The 18,155-nt window shown below is 33.9% G+C and carries 17 protein-coding genes and 1 other annotated feature; of the genes, 14 read left to right on the forward strand and 3 right to left on the reverse strand.

Annotated features, from left to right (window positions below; all coding sequences use genetic code 11):
- Positions 1 to 162 precede the first annotated feature (162 nt).
- From dnaA to remB, 5 genes are all read left to right on the forward strand, one after another.
- Positions 163 to 1,494, forward strand: a complete 1,332-nt coding sequence (gene dnaA, locus TTHE_RS00010; protein ID WP_013296578.1) for a chromosomal replication initiator protein DnaA — start codon at positions 163 to 165, stop codon at positions 1,492 to 1,494.
- Between the two features lie 223 nt (positions 1,495 to 1,717).
- Positions 1,718 to 2,830: a DNA polymerase III subunit beta gene (dnaN, locus tag TTHE_RS00015; RefSeq protein ID WP_013296579.1), complete on the forward strand. Its 1,113-nt coding sequence runs from the start codon at positions 1,718 to 1,720 to the stop codon at positions 2,828 to 2,830.
- Positions 2,831 to 2,850: 20 nt separating this feature from the next.
- Positions 2,851 to 3,057: an RNA-binding S4 domain-containing protein gene (locus TTHE_RS00020; protein WP_013296580.1), complete on the forward strand. Its 207-nt coding sequence runs from the start codon at positions 2,851 to 2,853 to the stop codon at positions 3,055 to 3,057.
- 59 nt (positions 3,058 to 3,116) lie between these two features.
- A complete protein-coding gene (gene recF / locus TTHE_RS00025; protein ID WP_013296581.1) occupies positions 3,117 to 4,205 on the forward strand; it encodes a DNA replication/repair protein RecF in 1,089 nt (362 codons plus the stop codon).
- A gap of 10 nt (positions 4,206 to 4,215) precedes the next feature.
- Entirely contained in the window at positions 4,216 to 4,473 is a 258-nt protein-coding gene (remB, locus tag TTHE_RS00030) for an extracellular matrix regulator RemB (protein WP_013296582.1), read from the forward strand.
- 18 nt (positions 4,474 to 4,491) lie between these two features.
- Here the strand turns inward: remB and TTHE_RS00035 are convergent, their stop codons facing one another.
- Both TTHE_RS00035 and TTHE_RS00040 read right to left on the reverse strand, forming a co-directional pair.
- Positions 4,492 to 5,223 (reverse strand): type 1 glutamine amidotransferase, encoded by a 732-nt coding sequence (locus TTHE_RS00035; RefSeq protein ID WP_013296583.1) that lies wholly within the window; start codon positions 5,221 to 5,223, stop codon positions 4,492 to 4,494.
- Positions 5,220 to 6,581, reverse strand: coding sequence for a Mur ligase family protein (locus TTHE_RS00040; RefSeq protein WP_013296584.1), 1,362 nt, complete (start codon positions 6,579 to 6,581; stop codon positions 5,220 to 5,222). The genes TTHE_RS00035 and TTHE_RS00040 overlap by 4 nt, the downstream gene beginning before the upstream one ends.
- Positions 6,582 to 6,778: 197 nt before the next feature.
- Between TTHE_RS00040 and gyrB the strand changes: the two genes are divergently transcribed.
- The 3 genes from gyrB (at position 6,779) to TTHE_RS00055 (ending at position 11,700) form a co-directional block, all read left to right on the forward strand.
- Positions 6,779 to 8,680, forward strand: a complete 1,902-nt coding sequence (gene gyrB / locus TTHE_RS00045; RefSeq protein WP_013296585.1) for a DNA topoisomerase (ATP-hydrolyzing) subunit B — start codon at positions 6,779 to 6,781, stop codon at positions 8,678 to 8,680.
- Positions 8,681 to 8,723: 43 nt separating this feature from the next.
- Positions 8,724 to 11,141 carry a DNA gyrase subunit A gene (gene gyrA, locus TTHE_RS00050; protein ID WP_041587495.1) on the forward strand — a complete coding sequence of 806 codons (2,418 nt, stop codon included), beginning with the start codon at positions 8,724 to 8,726 and terminating at the stop codon, positions 11,139 to 11,141.
- 106 nt (positions 11,142 to 11,247) lie between these two features.
- Positions 11,248 to 11,700 (forward strand): FMN-binding protein, encoded by a 453-nt coding sequence (locus TTHE_RS00055; protein ID WP_013296587.1) that lies wholly within the window; start codon positions 11,248 to 11,250, stop codon positions 11,698 to 11,700.
- Positions 11,701 to 11,726: 26 nt separating this feature from the next.
- On the opposite strand, the gene TTHE_RS00060 is transcribed toward TTHE_RS00055, so the two are convergent.
- Positions 11,727 to 12,161 carry a ferritin-like domain-containing protein gene (locus tag TTHE_RS00060; RefSeq protein WP_013296588.1) on the reverse strand — a complete coding sequence of 145 codons (435 nt, stop codon included), beginning with the start codon at positions 12,159 to 12,161 and terminating at the stop codon, positions 11,727 to 11,729.
- 211 nt (positions 12,162 to 12,372) lie between these two features.
- Positions 12,373 to 12,600 (forward strand) — a binding site (T-box leader).
- A 43-nt stretch (positions 12,601 to 12,643) separates the two neighbouring features.
- Between TTHE_RS00060 and ilvN the strand changes: the two genes are divergently transcribed.
- The 6 genes from ilvN to leuB are packed head-to-tail and all read left to right on the forward strand — an operon-like array spanning position 12,644 to position 18,154.
- Positions 12,644 to 13,147: an acetolactate synthase small subunit gene (ilvN, locus tag TTHE_RS00065; RefSeq protein WP_013296589.1), complete on the forward strand. Its 504-nt coding sequence runs from the start codon at positions 12,644 to 12,646 to the stop codon at positions 13,145 to 13,147.
- Between the two features lies 1 nt (position 13,148).
- On the forward strand, positions 13,149 to 14,144 hold the full coding sequence (gene ilvC, locus TTHE_RS00070; protein ID WP_013296590.1) for a ketol-acid reductoisomerase: 996 nt from the start codon (positions 13,149 to 13,151) through the stop codon (positions 14,142 to 14,144).
- Positions 14,145 to 14,159: 15 nt separating this feature from the next.
- On the forward strand, positions 14,160 to 15,353 hold the full coding sequence (locus TTHE_RS00075; protein ID WP_013296591.1) for a 2-isopropylmalate synthase: 1,194 nt from the start codon (positions 14,160 to 14,162) through the stop codon (positions 15,351 to 15,353).
- Positions 15,344 to 16,600, forward strand: coding sequence for a 3-isopropylmalate dehydratase large subunit (gene leuC / locus TTHE_RS00080; protein WP_013296592.1), 1,257 nt, complete (start codon positions 15,344 to 15,346; stop codon positions 16,598 to 16,600). Before TTHE_RS00075 ends, leuC begins: the two co-directional genes overlap by 10 nt.
- A complete protein-coding gene (gene leuD, locus TTHE_RS00085) occupies positions 16,601 to 17,086 on the forward strand; it encodes a 3-isopropylmalate dehydratase small subunit (protein ID WP_013296593.1) in 486 nt (161 codons plus the stop codon).
- Positions 17,087 to 18,154 carry a 3-isopropylmalate dehydrogenase gene (gene leuB / locus TTHE_RS00090; protein ID WP_013296594.1) on the forward strand — a complete coding sequence of 356 codons (1,068 nt, stop codon included), beginning with the start codon at positions 17,087 to 17,089 and terminating at the stop codon, positions 18,152 to 18,154.
- The last annotated feature ends 1 nt before the right edge of the window (position 18,155 follow it).

Raw genomic sequence — 18,155 nt, forward strand, 5'->3', positions numbered from 1 at the left:
TAAACAAAACTTTATACACAGTATATTTATAACTAAAAAACAATGATACATTGTTGATATTTTTTTTTCCTTTTAAACAAATTTTATCAACATTTATCCGATATAAACATAAATAAATTAATTTTTATTAACAGCTTGTTTATATTTGTAGGAGGTCACAAAATGTATGAAGATTGTTACACATTGTGGGATGCAATATTTGAAAAATTAAAAAGTGAGCTGACGTCTACCAGTTATACAACTTGGCTTGTCCATTTAAAGCCAGTTGCTCTTTTAGACAATATACTGGTACTATCAACTGTCAATGTATTTACCAAAAACATAATAAACGGAAGATACTTAAACGTAATATACGATGCAGCAAAATCTATTACTAATAAAAACATAGAAATAAAAATAGTCTCTGAAGATGAAGAAGAGTATAAAAAGATAAAGGAAACAGTCCAGTATAAAAACGACAAAGACAAAATTGTTTCCAATATGCTGAATCCTAAATATACATTTGACACATTTGTGGTTGGGAACAGCAACAAACTGGCTCATGCTGCATGTTTAGCCGTAGCTCAATCACCTGCAAGGGCATATAATCCATTATTTATATATGGGGGGGTTGGCCTTGGCAAAACGCATTTAATGCATGCAATAGGTCATTTCGTACTAGAGCACAACAGCAATACAAAAATAATGTATGTTACATCTGAGACATTTACAAATGAGCTTGTTAACTCTATAAAAGATGACAAAAACGAAGAATTTAGAAATAAATATAGAAGTATGGATATTCTTCTAATTGATGATATACAATTCATCGCTAAAAAAGAAAGGACACAGGAGGAATTCTTCCACACATTTAATACATTATATGAAGCAAATAAACAGATCATAGTTTCAAGTGATAGACCTCCAAAAGAGATACCAACACTTGAAGACAGGCTAAGATCTCGATTTGAATGGGGACTCATAGCAGATATTCAGCCGCCAGACTTTGAAACAAGGATAGCTATCTTAAAGAAAAAAGCGCAAAACGAAAACTTAAATATACCTGATGATGTACTTATATATATAGCAGAAAAAATTCCTTCTAATATAAGAGAATTAGAAGGTGCACTAATAAGAATTGTTGCCTTTTCATCACTTACAAAGGCAAATATCGATCTTGATCTTGCAAAGGATGCACTAAAAGACATAATATCAAACAAAGTTAGAAAAATAACGGTTAAACTGATACAAGAAGAAGTATGTAAATATTACAATATAAAATATGAGGATTTTATATCGAAAAAAAGAACAAAGACAATAGCATTTCCAAGGCAGATTGCAATGTACTTAGCCCGTGAAATGACTGATTTGTCATTGCCAAAGATAGGTGAAGAATTCGGTAAAGATCATACTACAGTAATACACGCGTACGATAAAATCTCAAACGACATTAAAGAAGATGAGTCATTAAATAAACAGATAGAAGAGCTTAAAAAACGAATAAAAGGATTTTAACATATCCACATTAATAAACTGTTAATAACATTATTTTTTTTGAGCTTGTTGATATTGTTAATAATTTTTCACTGTTTAAACAAATTTGTTAACAAATGTCGAAGCTTGTCGCTACGCATATTAAAATACTTTTTCACATATTAACAAGCTCTATTATTACTACTACTATATTTATATATATTCTTATTTTTATAAAATATGCTTAAAAGGAGCGAAATTTTTTATGAAATTTTCTTGTGATAAAATTTCATTATTAAATGCGGTAAATAAAGTTATAAAAGGGGTAACCCCCCGTACCACCCTACCTATTCTCCAAGGGATACTTTTAACTGCAAAAGACAATAAATTAGTCATGTATTCAACAGATATGGAAATAGGTATTGAATGTAAAGTTGATGCTGAAATTGTCGAAGAGGGAAGTATTGTCGTGTCATCAAAAGTTTTCTCTGATCTCGTAAGAAAACTTCCAGAAAACACCATTTACTTTACAACTGACCAAGATTATATAGTGAATATAAAGTGTGGATTATCAGAATTTACAATTTCAGGCAATTCTTCAGAAGAATTTCCTGAAATACCGGAAGTTTTGAAAGAAATAACTTTTAGCATAAATCAAAATGTCTTAAAAGAAATGATTAAAATGACTTCATTCTGTGTTGCACAAGATATGACAAGACCTATTTTAACAGGAATACTTATGGAGATAAGTAAAAATACGATAAACATGGTAGCGCTGGATGGATATCGCATGGCTATAAAAAAATATATATCAGAAGATCTTTTGTTAAAAGAATTCGACGACTTTAGTGTTGTCATACCTGGTACGACTGCGAATGAGCTTGTTAGGATAATGGAAGATAATGATGATAATGTGTATGTGTCTTTTACTGGTAATCAGATTTTATTTGAAATTAATGATACAAAGGTTATATCAAAGCTTCTAGATGGGAATTATATGAATTATAAGGCAGTCATTCCAAAAGACTTTAAGTCGATAGTCATTATCGAAAAAGATGATTTAATAGGTGCCATAGATAGGGCATCGCTATTAGCTTCAAATAAAAGCAATTTAATAAAGTTCACTTTTAATGAAAGGGAACTTATTATATCGTCAAATTCAGAAAAAGGAAAGATGTCTGAACGTGTAAATATTGATATTGAAGGAAATCTGATAGAGATCGCATTTAACTCCAGGTATCTATTAGAAGCATTGAGGGTAATTGATTCTGAAAAAATTAAAATGAACATGATTAACAGCATAAACCCCATGATAATAACTCCTGTAGAAGATGATGATTATTTATACATGGTGTTGCCTGTAAAATTAAATGGTTAGTATTGAAAGGATTAGATATTATGAAAGAGGTAAAAATTGACACGGATTATATTACGCTTGATCAATTTTTGAAATATGTAGGTATTGTAGAAACTGGCGGTAAAGGTAAACAAATGATATTAGATGGGCTCGTAAAAGTAAACGGCAATATTGAACTTAAAAGAGGCAAGAAGTTGCGCAGTGGTGATATTGTAGTTGTCAATGGTCATGAATTTATAATTTTGTAATATAAATACAATGTATTAAGATTATGCTATTTTCGATATAACGAAAGGATAAGGAATAAGTGTATTTGAAAGAGCTTACAATTGACAATTTTAAGAACTTAAGACAACAAAAGGTAACATTTTCCGCTGGAACTAATGTAATATATGGAACAAATGCACAGGGTAAAAGTAATCTTTTAGAATGTATAAGGATCTTAAGCATTGGCAAATCGTTTAGAAATAGCAAAAACAAAGATATGGTAAATTTTAACAGTGATTACTATTATATAAAAGGTATATTTGATATAGACAATGAAGAAATAACAGTTGAAACAGGTTATAAATTGAATCAAAACAGATTTTTTAAAGTAAACAACAATAAGATAAAAAGTATTTCAGAGCTTATTGGAGTTATACTTACTACAATTTTTTCTCCAGACGATTTAAACATTGTAAAAGGCAGTCCTTTTATAAGAAGGCGGTATATGGATGCATCAATATCAATGATTAAGAGAAATTACCTTTACGATATTATACAGTACAACAAAGTTTTAGCAAATAGAAACAAAGTATTAAAAAATATAAAATTTAAAAGTGAGAATTTAAAGCTTCTCGATATAATGGATGAACAGCTTTCGATTTATGGGTCTAAAATCATGATGTACAGGAAACAGTACATTAATAATCTTAACTTAATTGTGAAAAAGATATTGCATGATATATCAGATGAAGAAGTTGAGATTTGTTATTGGAGCAATGTTATGGATAAAATTGACGATATAAAGTACATAAAAGAATCACTAAGCAATAAGTTGAAATTAAATAGAGAGATAGATATAAAATATGGCGATACTAGATACGGGCCTCATAGAGATGATATTAAAATATATGTAAATGGTCATGATTCCAGAATTTATGCATCGCAGGGACAGCAGAGGACAATAGCTTTATGTCTTAAACTAGCTGAACATGAAATGATTAAGTCTGAGAACCACGAAAATCCAATACTTTTATTGGATGATGTAATGTCAGAACTGGATTTAAATAGAAGAAGATATATTTTAAATAAAGTCACTGGTTGCCAGACATTTATAACACATACGGAAAAAGATGATATAAAAGGCGACAAATACTTTTTAATTTCAGATGGAGTAATAATGCCTGATTAAGGAGGAAATTATGTACGTTCATTTAGGTGGTAATGTTGTTGTACCTGACAACGAAATAATAGCGGTTTTTAATATTGATGTCAGAGAGATGTCAAAAGATACTTGTGAATTTTTGAGAATAGCTGAAGAAGAAGGGTTTATTGTGAAGATATCAAAGGATAACTTAAAGTCTTTCGTGGTTACTGAGAGAGATAAAAAAAGCATAATATACTTATCGCCAATTTCATCATATACAATAATAAAAAGGGCATTAAAATACGAAGAATAAAAAATAGAGGCATATCCTCTATTTTTTTGCAAATCTTTTTATTATGGCATTTTGCGTTAGATGTTCAAAAGAGTCATCTAAAGGTTCTAGTTGATTTTTTCCGTATTTTCTGTCCAGTGCTTTTTTTATCAACATATCTGTAAATTCAGGATTTTTAGGTAATACAGGCCCATGAAGATATGTCCCAAAGGTATTCTTGTATACAGTACCTTCCATGCCGTCTTCACCATTATTGCCATTTCCATATATGACTCTTCCTAATGGTTTTACATTTTGTAGAAATGTTTTTCCAGAGTGATTTTCAAAACCAACCATTTTAAAAGTTTTACCGTCAATACTTGCATCTATTATTATATTATCGATCATCCTTTTATTTCCAGCAATTGTGTATATGTCTAATGCACCTATGCCGGGGAGTTTATTTCCATCTGATGATAAATAGTATTTACCCAGCAATTGGTATCCACCGCATATACTGAGCAGCGTCAAACCATCCTCAATAGCAGACTTTAAATTTTTTGCCCTTTTTAGTGTTAAATCATCGCTGACTATTTTTTGTTCTCTGTCAGAACCTCCACCTAAAAATAATATGTCGATGTCTGTAAAATCTGTATTTGTATCGATAGTTATAGACTTTATTTCAGTATCTATTCCTCTCCATTCACACCTTCTTTTAAGGGTTATTATATTTCCTCTATCACCGTAGAGATTTAATAAATCAGGGTACATATGTCCAATTGTTAATTTCATGCTTTGACACCTCTTGACTTCATATAGGTATTTACTTCATGCAGTGATGTATAATTAGGCAGTACTGCTATCAATTCTTCGTTTGTAACGGTTGGGATGTAATCAAGGGCATTTTCTATCGAATTGATAATTTTTATCTTTTTTGGATCTATACCAGCGTACTTTAGCCTCAATGCCATGTCTTCTGCTCTAAGACCTGATGTAACTACATAGTTTATTTTTGCATGTGATACAAAGTTTTCGATATCCACATCCCAAAGCCATGATACATCTCTACCATCTGCGTAATTGTCATTTATGGCAATTAGTAGGTTTAAGGGTTTGTTTATCTCTCTTAGCATATTTAAAGTGCTGTCAAAACCTATCGGATTTTTTATGAGGTTGATTATAGCTTTTTTTCCTTTTAAGTATGTTGTCTGCAATCTTCCTGCAATAGGCCTATAATTGTTTAATCCAGCCTGTATATAGCTTAAAGGAGTTCCTAAAAGTATATTTGTGGCGACAGATGACATTACATTGTATATATTATAAGCTCCATTAAGATGGCTTTTTATGTTTATTAGTTTATCTTTGTACTTAATTTTAAATGATATACCATCTTCGGTAAGTTTGATATCTAGTGCACCAAAGTCTAAGTTAGGTCTTGATTTGCCACATTTAGGGCAATAGTAATCTCCAAGTTGCCCGTAAAAAACATCTTTGTACACGTATTTACCGCCGCATACAGGACAATACTTTTGTTCAAATGCTGGTGAAAGGCTATATCCGTAGTTTAGCTTGTCTAAAATTCCATAGTACATGACATTTAAATTTAAATCATCACCTAATGAAGCAGTGAAGGGTTCATCTGCATTTAAAAGAAGCATTGAATCTTTAGGAAGTCTATTTAAAGATTCTTTAACCTTTTTTATTGTGATGTCCAACTCGCCATATCTGTCAAGCTGGTCTCTAAAAAAGTTTGTAACTACGACTATCTTTGGATTGATATCATTTAAAACAAGAGGCATGTTTGCTTCATCGACTTCGAATACACCTGCGTCTTTATTTATGTTTCCAAAAAAGTCGCTGTTTTTTATCAATACCGTAGCAATACCGCTTAACATGTTTGCGCCTTCCCTGTTGTGTACAACTTTTTTGCCTGATGATTTTAATATTTCTGCGATGAGTCCTGATGTTGTTGTTTTTCCATTTGTTCCTGTTACAACGACTTTTTCATTCTTTACACCTTTTACAATATCTTTTATTAAGTTAGGACTTATTTTAAGTGCAAGTTTTCCTGGAAGTGATGTGCCGTTTTTTCCAGTTAATTTACAACCTAATATGACAAATTTACCTAAAACAACACCGAGTAAATCCAATTTAACACCACCTTGATAAAAACGCTCTTATTTTATTATATTTTAAGTATATTATAAAACAGTGTATTTATAAAATAAAAATATTTCCTTTGATGATAAATTATTCATTATAAATTTGTCCAATATTGTGTTTCCTTGTATAAAAATCAAAAAAATGATACAATAAAACTATTGGAATTTAGTACGGAGGTATGAATATGGCAAATGAAGAAACATATGGTGCAAGTCAAATTCAAATATTAGAAGGTCTTGAGGCCGTTAGAAAACGCCCCGGGATGTACATAGGAAGTACCAGCAGCAGGGGACTTCACCATCTTGTATATGAAATAGTAGACAACAGTATTGATGAGGCATTAGCAGGATACTGTAAAAATATTGATGTTGTCATTCATAAAGATAATTCTGTATCAGTTATAGATGATGGAAGAGGTATACCTACAGATATACATCCACAGACTGGTAAATCAGGTGTTGAAGTCGCACTCACTGTGCTTCATGCTGGTGGTAAATTTAATAATGATGTGTACAAAGTTTCTGGTGGACTTCATGGTGTTGGATTATCAGTTGTAAATGCATTATCTAAAAGACTTGAGGTTATTGTTAAGCAAAATGGCAAAGTGTATGAACAAAAATATGAAAGAGGAGTTCCTAAGTCAGACCTTAAGATCATTGGTGATACGGATGAAACCGGTACGACGATAACATTTGCGCCAGATGATGAAATCTTCGAGACGCTGGAATACGATTATGATATATTATCTCAAAGATTAAGGGAATTATCATTTTTAAATAAAGGCGTAAGAATTAGGCTTATGGATGAGAGAGATGGAAAGGAAGACGTGTTCCATTATGAAGGCGGTATAGTGGAATTTGTCAAATATTTAAACAGAAATAAAGAAGTGCTACATCCTGAGCCTATTTACATGGAAAGCAAAAGTGATACGTATGAAGTAGAAGTGGCGATGCAGTATAACGATTCATATACAGAAAATATATTTAGTTTTGCCAATAATATTGATACTAGAGAAGGCGGTACTCATTTAATAGGTTTTAAAGCAGCTTTAACAAAAGTTATAAATGATTATGCTAGAAAGTTTAATATCATAAAGGATAATGACAAAAACCTGCAAGGTGAAGATGTCAGGGAAGGATTAACGGCTATTATAAGTGTAAAACTTATGAATCCACAGTTTGAAGGGCAGACAAAGACTAAATTAGGTAATTCTGAAATGCGTTCTATTGTGGATTCTGTTGTGACAGAAAAACTCACAGCATTTATGGAGGAAAACCCTTCTTTATCGAAAGTAATTCTTGAGAAAGCTACATCTGCTGCAAGAGCTAGGGAAGCGGCCAGAAAGGCAAGAGAGCTTACAAGGCGGAAATCAGCTCTGGAATCTACTTCACTTCCTGGCAAATTAGCAGATTGTTCAGAAAAAGATGCATCTAAGTGTGAACTTTACCTTGTAGAGGGCGATTCTGCAGGTGGTTCTGCAAAAATGGGAAGAGACAGCAGATATCAAGCAATACTTCCTCTTAGAGGTAAGATTTTAAATGTTGAAAAGGCAAGGCTTGATAGAATATTATCAAGCGATGAGATAAAAGCGATGATAACTGCTTTAGGTACCGGTATAGGAAGTGATTTTGATATTTCAAAGCTTAGATATCACAAAGTTGTGATTATGACTGATGCCGATGTAGATGGTAGCCACATAAGAACTTTGCTTCTTACATTTTTCTACAGATTTATGAGACCATTAATAGAAAATGGAAATGTATATATAGCACAACCGCCACTTTACAAAATAGAAAAGAATAAAAAGGTTTATTATGCTTATTCTGATAAAGAACTTGACAATATTTTAAAAGAAATTGGAAGGGAAAATTACAATGTACAGAGATACAAAGGTCTTGGTGAAATGGATGCTGAGCAGCTTTGGGATACTACAATGGATCCTGAAAAGAGAACAATGCTTAAAGTAAGCCTTGATGATGCTATTGCTGCAGACGAAATATTTACAATCTTGATGGGCGATAAAGTAGAGCCAAGGCGGGAATTTATTGAAAAATACGCTAAGACAGTTAGAAATCTAGATATATAGGCAGGTGTTTTAAGTGAGTGATAATAATACAAATAATGAAGAAATGAGAGTTATACCTGTAGATGTTGAAGATGAGATGAAAAAATCTTTTATAGATTACGCTATGAGCGTTATCGTCAGCAGAGCTTTGCCTGACGTCAGGGATGGATTAAAGCCTGTTCACAGGAGAATTCTCTATGCAATGAATGGGCTTGGACTAACGCCTGATAAACCGTATAAAAAAAGTGTATCTGTAGTTGGAGAAGTTTTAGGAAAGTACCATCCCCATGGTGATGTTGCAGTTTACGATGCGATGGTAAGAATGGCACAAGATTTTTCTATGAGAGAGACATTGGTAGATGGTCATGGAAACTTTGGGAGCATAGATGGAGATCCAGCTGCTGCTATGAGATACACAGAAGCAAGGCTATCGAAGATAGCATTGGAGATGCTTACTGACATCAATAAAGAAACTGTTGATTTTGTCCCGAATTTTGATGAAAATTACAAAGAACCTGTTGTACTTCCATCGAGGTTTCCTAACATATTGGTAAATGGATCACAAGGTATAGCTGTTGGTATGGCAACTAATATTCCTCCTCATAATTTAGGCGAAGTCATAGATGGTATAATAGCTTATATAGACAATCCTTACATTACTACAGAAGGGCTTATGAAATATATTAAAGGGCCTGACTTTCCAACAGGCGGCCTTATTGTTGGAAAAGATGGTATAAGGGAGACGTATGAAACAGGTAGAGGTAAAATAATAGTTAGAGCAAAAGCAGAAATAGAGGAGCACAATGGCAGAAATAGAATTGTAATTACAGAAGTACCTTATATGGTAATAAAATCAAAACTGGTTGAAAAGATAGCAGAGCTAGTAAGAGATAAGCATATCGAAGGTATATCAGATTTAAGGGATGAATCCGATAGAAATGGAATGAGAATTGTCATCGAATTAAAGAGAGATGTCAATCCAAAGGTTGTTTTAAATAAACTGTACATGCATACTCAGATGCAGCAAACATTTGGAGCTATAATGCTGGCATTAGTCGATGGAGCTCCTAAAATACTGTCATTAAATCAGATAATAGAAAAATATGTTGACCATCAAGTAGATGTTATTACAAGAAGGACAAGGTTTGAGCTTCAAAAAGCTGAAGAAAGAGCACATATATTAGAAGGGCTAAAGATAGCATTAGATCATATAGATGAAGTTATAAATGTTATACGTAGTTCAAAAACAGAGCCTATAGCCAAGAAAAACTTAATGGACAAGTTTGGGCTAAGTGATAAACAATCTCAGGCAATTGTTGATATGAGATTGGGACGTTTAACTGGGCTTGAAAGGCAAAAGGTAGAAGACGAATTAAATGAGCTATATAGGAAAATCGAAGAACTGAAAGGCATATTGGCTGATGAAAAAAAGGTGCTGGAAATAATTAAAAAAGAGCTTAAAGAAATAAAGGATAAATTTTCATCGGAAAGAAAGACTCATATAGTGGCAAAAGTAGATGAAATGGATATTGAAGATTTAGTCCAACTGGAAGATGCTGTTGTAACAATGACGCATTTTGGTTATATCAAAAGGATGCCACTTGACGCATATAAATCTCAGAAGCGTGGAGGAAAGGGCATATCGGGTATATCTACGAGAGAAGACGACTTTGTAGAGAATGTCTTTACGACAACAACTCATGACAGGCTTTTGTTTTTTACAAATAAAGGAAAAGTATACAGTTTAAGAACTATAGATATACCTGAATCAGGAAGACAAGCAAAAGGGACAGCTATAGTTAATCTAATTCAGATAGATCAAGATGAAAAAGTAAGTGCTGTAATACCAATTAAGAAGTCTGTAAAGGCAAAATATGTAGTCATGTGTACAAAGAAGGGAATCATTAAAAAGACAGAAATAGATGACTTTCCTAAAATTAAAAAAAGTGGCAATACTGCCATAAAGCTTGACGATGGCGATGAACTTATAAATGTCATGCTGACAAATGGAGATAGGGAAATCATAATAGGCACAGCCAATGGTTATTGCATTAGATTCCATGAAAATAACCTAAGGCCAATGGGGCGACAAGCAAGAGGCGTGATAGCCATATCCCTAAGAGATGACGATTATGTCGTTGAAATGGATCTTATAAATGAAGACAACGAGATATTGGTTGTAACTGAGAATGGCTATGGCAAAAGAAGCGATGTCAAGGAATACAGATCGCAGACAAGAGCAGGAAAGGGAATAATCGCTACAAAAATAACACAAAAAACTGGGAAATTAGTTTCAATAATGTCTGTAAGTGAAAAAGACGAGCTTATGATAATTTCTGCCAATGGAATACTCATAAGGACGAGAATTGCTGATATATCTAAGATGCATAGAGATGCGTCAGGTGTCACGCTGATGAAACTTGATGATGGAGATAGGGTTGTTTCAACTGCAAAGATAGATAATGATGATGACCAAGAATAAAAATTTTGTTAAAAATTATTTTAACAAAAAGAAGGAATTTTATGTTTAATGTCGAATATATATATGAAGATGAATTGTTAAAAATTTTTCTAAAGGAGAGGTTAGAATGAGAAAGGCTTTAGCTTTAGGTATTGCTACGGCATTTGTTGCAGTCAGCTTGGTAGGCTGTGGTTCGAATGGTTCGAATGCATCCTCCACTTCATCAAATTCATCTGCATCAGGTGCTTATAAAGACGGCACTTACAAGGCAGAACAGGCTGCATTTGATGATCATGGATATAAGGGCCAGATAGAGATAACAGTTAAAGATGGGAAAATAACAAATGTTTTGTATAATGAAGTTGATAAAGATGGCAAGTTTAAGAGAGACGACGAAAATTACGCATCAAAAATGAAAGCAAAGACAAATACTACTCCAAAAGAAGCAGATGAAAAACTACAACAAGAATTGATAGACAGCCAAGACACATCTAAAGTTGATACTGTTGCCGGCGCAACTGAGACATCAAAGACATTTAAAGAATTAGCAGATCAAGCTTTAAAAGACGCTAAAAATTAAAAAGAGCCCTCCTGTGGAGGGTTTTTTTATGGATCTATTTTTAAGATTCCTAGCGCTTTTTCAAGATCTATTATATGATTTTCTTCTTCTAGAGCTATGTTTCTCAACTTTTGTCCTATATCAAATAATCCAAGGTTTTCTGCTTGTGATACCCTTTGATTGTACCCATTTAATGCATCATATTCATAGTTTAAATCTTGGTACAGCATTTCACGATTGTCAAGGGATGTTTGTCTCGGATATACTTCTACAGTCGGTATACCACCAAGATATTGTATTATGTCTGCCAGTATGACTGCATGTTCATGTTCATCATTTGCATGTTCTAATATTTTATCTATTACTTCTACGTATTCGGCTCCGTGCAACATGCTGGAATGCTGTATATATTGAATCATCGCAGCGTATTCCTTTGTTAGATCAGAGTTTAAATTTGAAATCAGCTCTTTTTTATTTATCATATAATTTCACCTCTATGTAATCATATGTTGATATAAAAATTGTGTTACTAATATTAAAATTAAAAAAAAGGTATTTTTTTACCTTAAAAATTAAAATTTTTTAATAAATGTAAACGATAGTTTATTTAGAATTTACAAAAAATTTATTTGACTTATTCTTAATAAACTGATAAAATAACTATTAATTTCACCTATAATAATATTTTATTGTTCAAAAGCGATGATGGAGAGGGGTATATGTAGGAGCTAAAGAGAGCCGGTGGTTGCTGCAAACCGGTGCGAATACATATATTAGATCGCTCCAGAGTAGTTAAGTTGAACTTAAGTAGGCTTAACCGTACGACCTGCGTTAAAGGTAAGTATGATTACTTGCTGAGGCATTTTACCGTGAGGTAAATGTGAAATCAGGTGGTACCGCGAGGCAATCCTCGCCCTGAATATGGGCGAGGATTTTTTTATCATGTGAAGGGGGTGATATTATCATACACATTATATCTGTCTTAGTAAATAATCATTCTGGTGTTTTATCTCGAGTTGTAGGCCTTTTCTCGAGAAGAGGTTACAACATCGAAAGTCTTGCAGTTGGTACTACCGAGCAGAATGATCAATCTCGTATTACACTAACAGTCAATGGTGACGATTATGTAATAACACAAATAATAAGGCAGCTTAGCAAGTTGTATGATGTCATTAAAGTTCAGGATGTTGGTAAATTTCCCAATGTTTCAAGAGAACTTGTACTTGTAAAAGTGGAGATAAATTCTAATACACGAGATGACATCATGCATATAGTGGAAACCTTCAGGGGGAAAGTCATTGATATTTCGTTAAATTCAATCATCATTGAAATCACTGGTGATAGTGAAAAAGTAGAGGCATTTATAAAACTTATCAAACAATTTCAAGTCAGAGAACTTACAAGAACAGGTCTTATATCTCTAGAAAGAGGAAATAGAATTTTAAAAGAATATGAGGAGGAATTTTAAAATGGCAAGAATGTATTATGATGAGGATGCGGATTTAAATCTATTGAAAGGCAAGAAAATTGCGATAATTGGCTATGGAAGCCAAGGTCATGCACATGCTTTAAATCTTAAAGATTCAGGGCTTGATGTTGTTGTGGGTCTTTATGAAGGAAGCAAATCTGCTGAAAGAGCTAGAGAGAATGGACTTACAGTATTAAGTGTTGATGACGCGTGTGAAGCAGCAGATGTTATAATGATTTTGATACCTGATGAAAAGCAATCGAAGGTGTACAAAGAAAATATTGAAAAGCACTTAAAACCAGGGAATGCATTGGCATTTGCACATGGCTTTAACATACATTTCCATCAAATAGTGCCGCCAGAATATGTTGATGTGTTTATGGTTGCACCAAAGGGACCTGGGCATTTGGTAAGAAGAGTATTTACTGAGGGAAAAGGCGTACCAGATTTGGTTGCGGTGCATCAAAATTATACTGGAAAAGCTTTCGAACTTGCATTAGCTTATGCCAAAGGTATTGGTGGAACGAGAGCAGGTGTCTTGGAAACTACATTTAAAGAGGAGACAGAAACAGATCTTTTTGGAGAACAGGCGGTTTTGTGTGGCGGCGTTACAGAACTCATGAAAGCTGGATTTGAAACATTGGTAGAAGCGGGATATCAGCCTGAAATAGCGTACTTTGAGTGTATACATGAAATGAAGCTTATAGTGGATTTGATCTATGAAGGCGGATTCGCAAACATGAGGTATTCTATATCTGACACGGCAGAATACGGTGATTATGTGACAGGTAAGAGAATAATCACAAAAGATACTAGAAATGAAATGAAAGAAGTTTTAACTGAGATACAAAATGGAGAATTTGCAAAAAAATGGCTTTTAGAGAACAACGTAGGAAGGCCACAGTTTAATGCAATGAGAGAAAGAGAGGCAAATCAACAACTTGAAAAAGTAGGAAAAGAGCTCCGCGGAATGATGTCATGGCTTAAAAAGAAATAAAGAGGGGGCTTGTATATGGGGGATAGAAAAGTCATTGTATTTGATACAACATTAAGAGATGGTGAGCAAACACCTGGTGTGAACTTTGACAAAGACAGTAAATATAGAATAGCAAAACAGCTTGTTTCACTTGGTGTAGATGTTATAGAAGCTGGTTTTCCTGCTGCATCAAACGGCAACTTCGAAGCTGTAAAGCATATAGCAGAAAATATTGATGATGTAGTTGTGGCAGGATTATCAAGATGTGTAAAAAGTGATATAGATAAAACTTATGAAGCACTGAAAAATGCCAAAAAATCAAGAATACATCTTTTCATAGCAACATCTGATATTCATTTGAAATACAAATTAAAAATATCCAGAGATGAAGCATTAAAAATGGCTGTTGACAGTGTAAAATATGCTTCAGGTAAATTTGACGAGATACAATTTTCTGCAGAAGATGCTTCAAGGACAGATTGGGATTTTCTTGTGAAAATATTTAATGAAGTTGTTGATGCGGGAGCAAAAATAATCAATATACCTGACACTGTAGGCTATGCGGTTCCAAAAGAATTTGAAAAGTTAGTAGAATACGTTAAAAAGCATATACATGATAAAGACAATGTTACAATAAGCGTTCACTGTCACAATGACCTTGGAATGGCTGTTGTGAATTCCCTTTCAGCATTGGAAAACGGTGCTGATCAAGTGGAAGTAACTGTGTGCGGAATAGGTGAGAGAGCAGGAAATGCATCGCTGGAAGAAGTTATTATGGCAATAAATACGCGAAAAGATTATTTCAATTTACTTCACAGTATAAATACAAGAGAAATATTTAGTACCTGCAAACTTGTAAGTGAACTTTCAGGCATCGATCTACAACCTAATAAAGCGATTGTAGGTTCTAATGCATTTAGACACACTGCTGGAATTCACCAGCATGGCGTGATAAACAATAAAGCAACGTATGAAATAATGAGGCCTGAAGATATAGGTATAACTACAGATCATATATCTATGGGGAAGCTATCTGGCAGAAATGCCTTTGAACTGAAATTAAAAAATATGGGATATGAACTTTCACGTGATGAAATGAACTTAGCTTTTAAAAAGTTTAAAGATGTAGCTGATAATAAGAAAATTGTAAATGACAATGAAATAAAAGCGATTGTAGATGATGTTATTTCGAATTCGAAAAGTATCAAGGAGGGAGAGCTTTGGGGTTAACTCTTACACAAAAAATTTTAGCTGATAAAGCAGGCTACGATGTGCATCCTGGCGATTTAATAGAGATAGATGTGGACATGGTTCTTGGAAATGATGTCACATCACCTGTTGCAATAAAGGAATTTTTGAAGATAGGCGTAAAAAATGTATTTGATAAAGAGAAAATTGCACTGGTTCCAGACCATTTTGTTCCTAATAAAGACATAAAATCTGCGGAACAGGTTAATATTGTAAGAAAATTTGCCAGGGAATATGGAATTGTAAACTTCTTTGAAGTTGGAAAGATGGGAATAGAACATGCCCTTTTACCTGAAAAAGGTTTAGTTCTGCCTGGTGATGTCGTCATAGGTGCAGATTCTCATACATGTACCTATGGCGCCATAACTTGTTTTTCAACAGGAATAGGAAGTACAGATATGGCATGTGCGATGGCTACAGGTAAGGCATGGTTTAAAGTTCCTGAAGCTATCAGGTTTAACTTAAAAGGCAAGCTTAATAAATGGGTAAGTGGTAAGGATGTAATACTGTACATCATAGGAATGATAGGCGTTGATGGTGCGCTGTATAAATCTATGGAGTTTACAGGTGATATCTCTTCTTTATCAATTGATGACAGGTTTACAATTGCAAATATGGCAATAGAAGCAGGGGCTAAAAATGGTATTTTCGATTATGACGAAATTACCGAAACATATGTTAAAGGGAGAGCAAATAGAAAATACAAGGTATTTAAAGCCGATAAAGATGCAGATTACGTTGAAAGCTATGATATAGACTTATCAAAAATAAAACCACAAGTAGCATTTCCACATTTACCTGAAAACACAAAGCCAATAGATGAAGTAGGAAATATAAAGATAGATCAAGTTGTGATTGGTTCTTGTACAAATGGACGTATAAGCGATATGGAAGTAACGTATGAAGTTTTAAAAGGTAAAAAGGTTCATCCAGATGTTAGATTGATAATTTTCCCCGCTACACAGGATATATACCTTGAATGTGTAAAGAGAGGATATATAGAAGAATTTATAAAAGCAGGTGCAGCAGTATCTACACCAACATGTGGTCCATGTTTAGGTGGTCACATGGGAATACTTGCAAAAGATGAAAGAGCAATATCCACCACAAATAGAAACTTTGTAGGAAGGATGGGCCATACTGAAAGTGAAGTGTACTTAGCAAGCCCTGCAGTAGCTGCTGCATCAGCCATAAAGGGATGTATAGCAAGTCCTGAGGAGGTGGTATAAATGGAAGGAAAAGCAATAAAGTATGGAGACAATGTTGATACAGACGTAATAATACCTGCTAGATTTTTAAATACATCGGATCCAAAAGAACTTGCTTCTCACTGCATGGAAGATATCGATAAAGATTTTAAAAGCAAGGTTAAGCCGGGGGATATAATGATTGCAGGATACAATTTTGGATGCGGCTCATCTAGAGAGCATGCTCCAATAGCAATAAAAGAATCAGGCATATCATGCGTCATTGCAAAGTCTTTTGCAAGGATTTTCTACAGAAATGCCATAAATATAGGTTTGCCTATCTTGGAATGTCCTGATGCGGCATCTGCCATAGAAGATGGTGACATGGTATCGGTTGACTTAGAGACAGGTATTATAAAAGATATAACTAAGGGCATTGAGTTTAAATCGCAGCCGTTTCCGGAGTTTATAAAGAAAATCATTGAATGTGGTGGACTCATCAACTATGTTAAGGAAAAGGTGGTATAAATGTACAAAATAGCTGTATTGCCTGGTGATGGAATAGGAAAAGAAGTTATAGAGGAAGCATTAAAAGTATTGGATTCAGTTTCAGAAAAGTATGGGATAGAGTTCGATATAAAAAAGTATTTGTTTGGCGGGTGTGCAATTGATGAGTATGGTACTCCATATCCTAAAGAGACGGAAGAAGCGTGTCTTGAAAGCGATGCTATTCTACTAGGTGCTGTTGGTGGTCCGAAATGGGATGATTTAGATGGAGACAAAAGGCCGGAGGCAGGGCTTCTTGCATTAAGAAAAAGCCTAGATGTGTACGCAAATTTAAGGCCTGCCATCCTTTTTAGCTCCTTGAAAAGTGCATCGCCACTTAAAGATGAGCTTTTAAAGGATGGTTTAGATGTGCTTGTTGTTAGAGAACTGACAGGTGGTATATATTTCGGTGAAAGAGGAACGGAAAAGATAGATTATGGTTATAAAGCGTATGATACAGAAGCTTATACCACAAAAGAAATAGAAAGAATAGCTCATATTGCTTTTAAAGCTGCTAGAAATAGAAAGAAGAAAGTTACATCTGTTGATAAAGCGAACATATTGGATTCATCAAGACTATGGAGAAAAGTTGTCAATGAAGTTAGCAAGGAATACCCAGATGTAGAATTAAACCATCAGTATATTGACAATTGCTCGATGCAGCTTATAAAAGATCCGTCCCAATTTGACGTAATATTGACATCCAATTTGTTTGGCGACATTTTATCAGATGAAGCATCACAGCTTACAGGATCTATAGGAATGCTGCCATCTGCAAGTTTGAGAGGAGATAAAGTCGGATTATATGAGCCTGTTCACGGTTCAGCGCCAGACATTGCAGGTACTAAAAAGGCCAATCCATTGGCGACTATATTATCAGTTGCAATGATGCTGGAATATTCATTTGATAGGCTTGACGCCGCAAATGATATAAGAAAGGCTGTAAATGAGCTGTTAGAAGATGGATATAGAACACCTGATTTAGGAAGTGGCATTATTTTAAATACTGAAGAGATGGGAGACATGGTTGTTAAGTATTTAAAGAGGTGAT

The organism is Thermoanaerobacterium thermosaccharolyticum DSM 571, from assembly GCF_000145615.1.
GTDB classification, from domain to species: domain Bacteria; phylum Bacillota; class Thermoanaerobacteria; order Thermoanaerobacterales; family Thermoanaerobacteraceae; genus Thermoanaerobacterium; species Thermoanaerobacterium thermosaccharolyticum.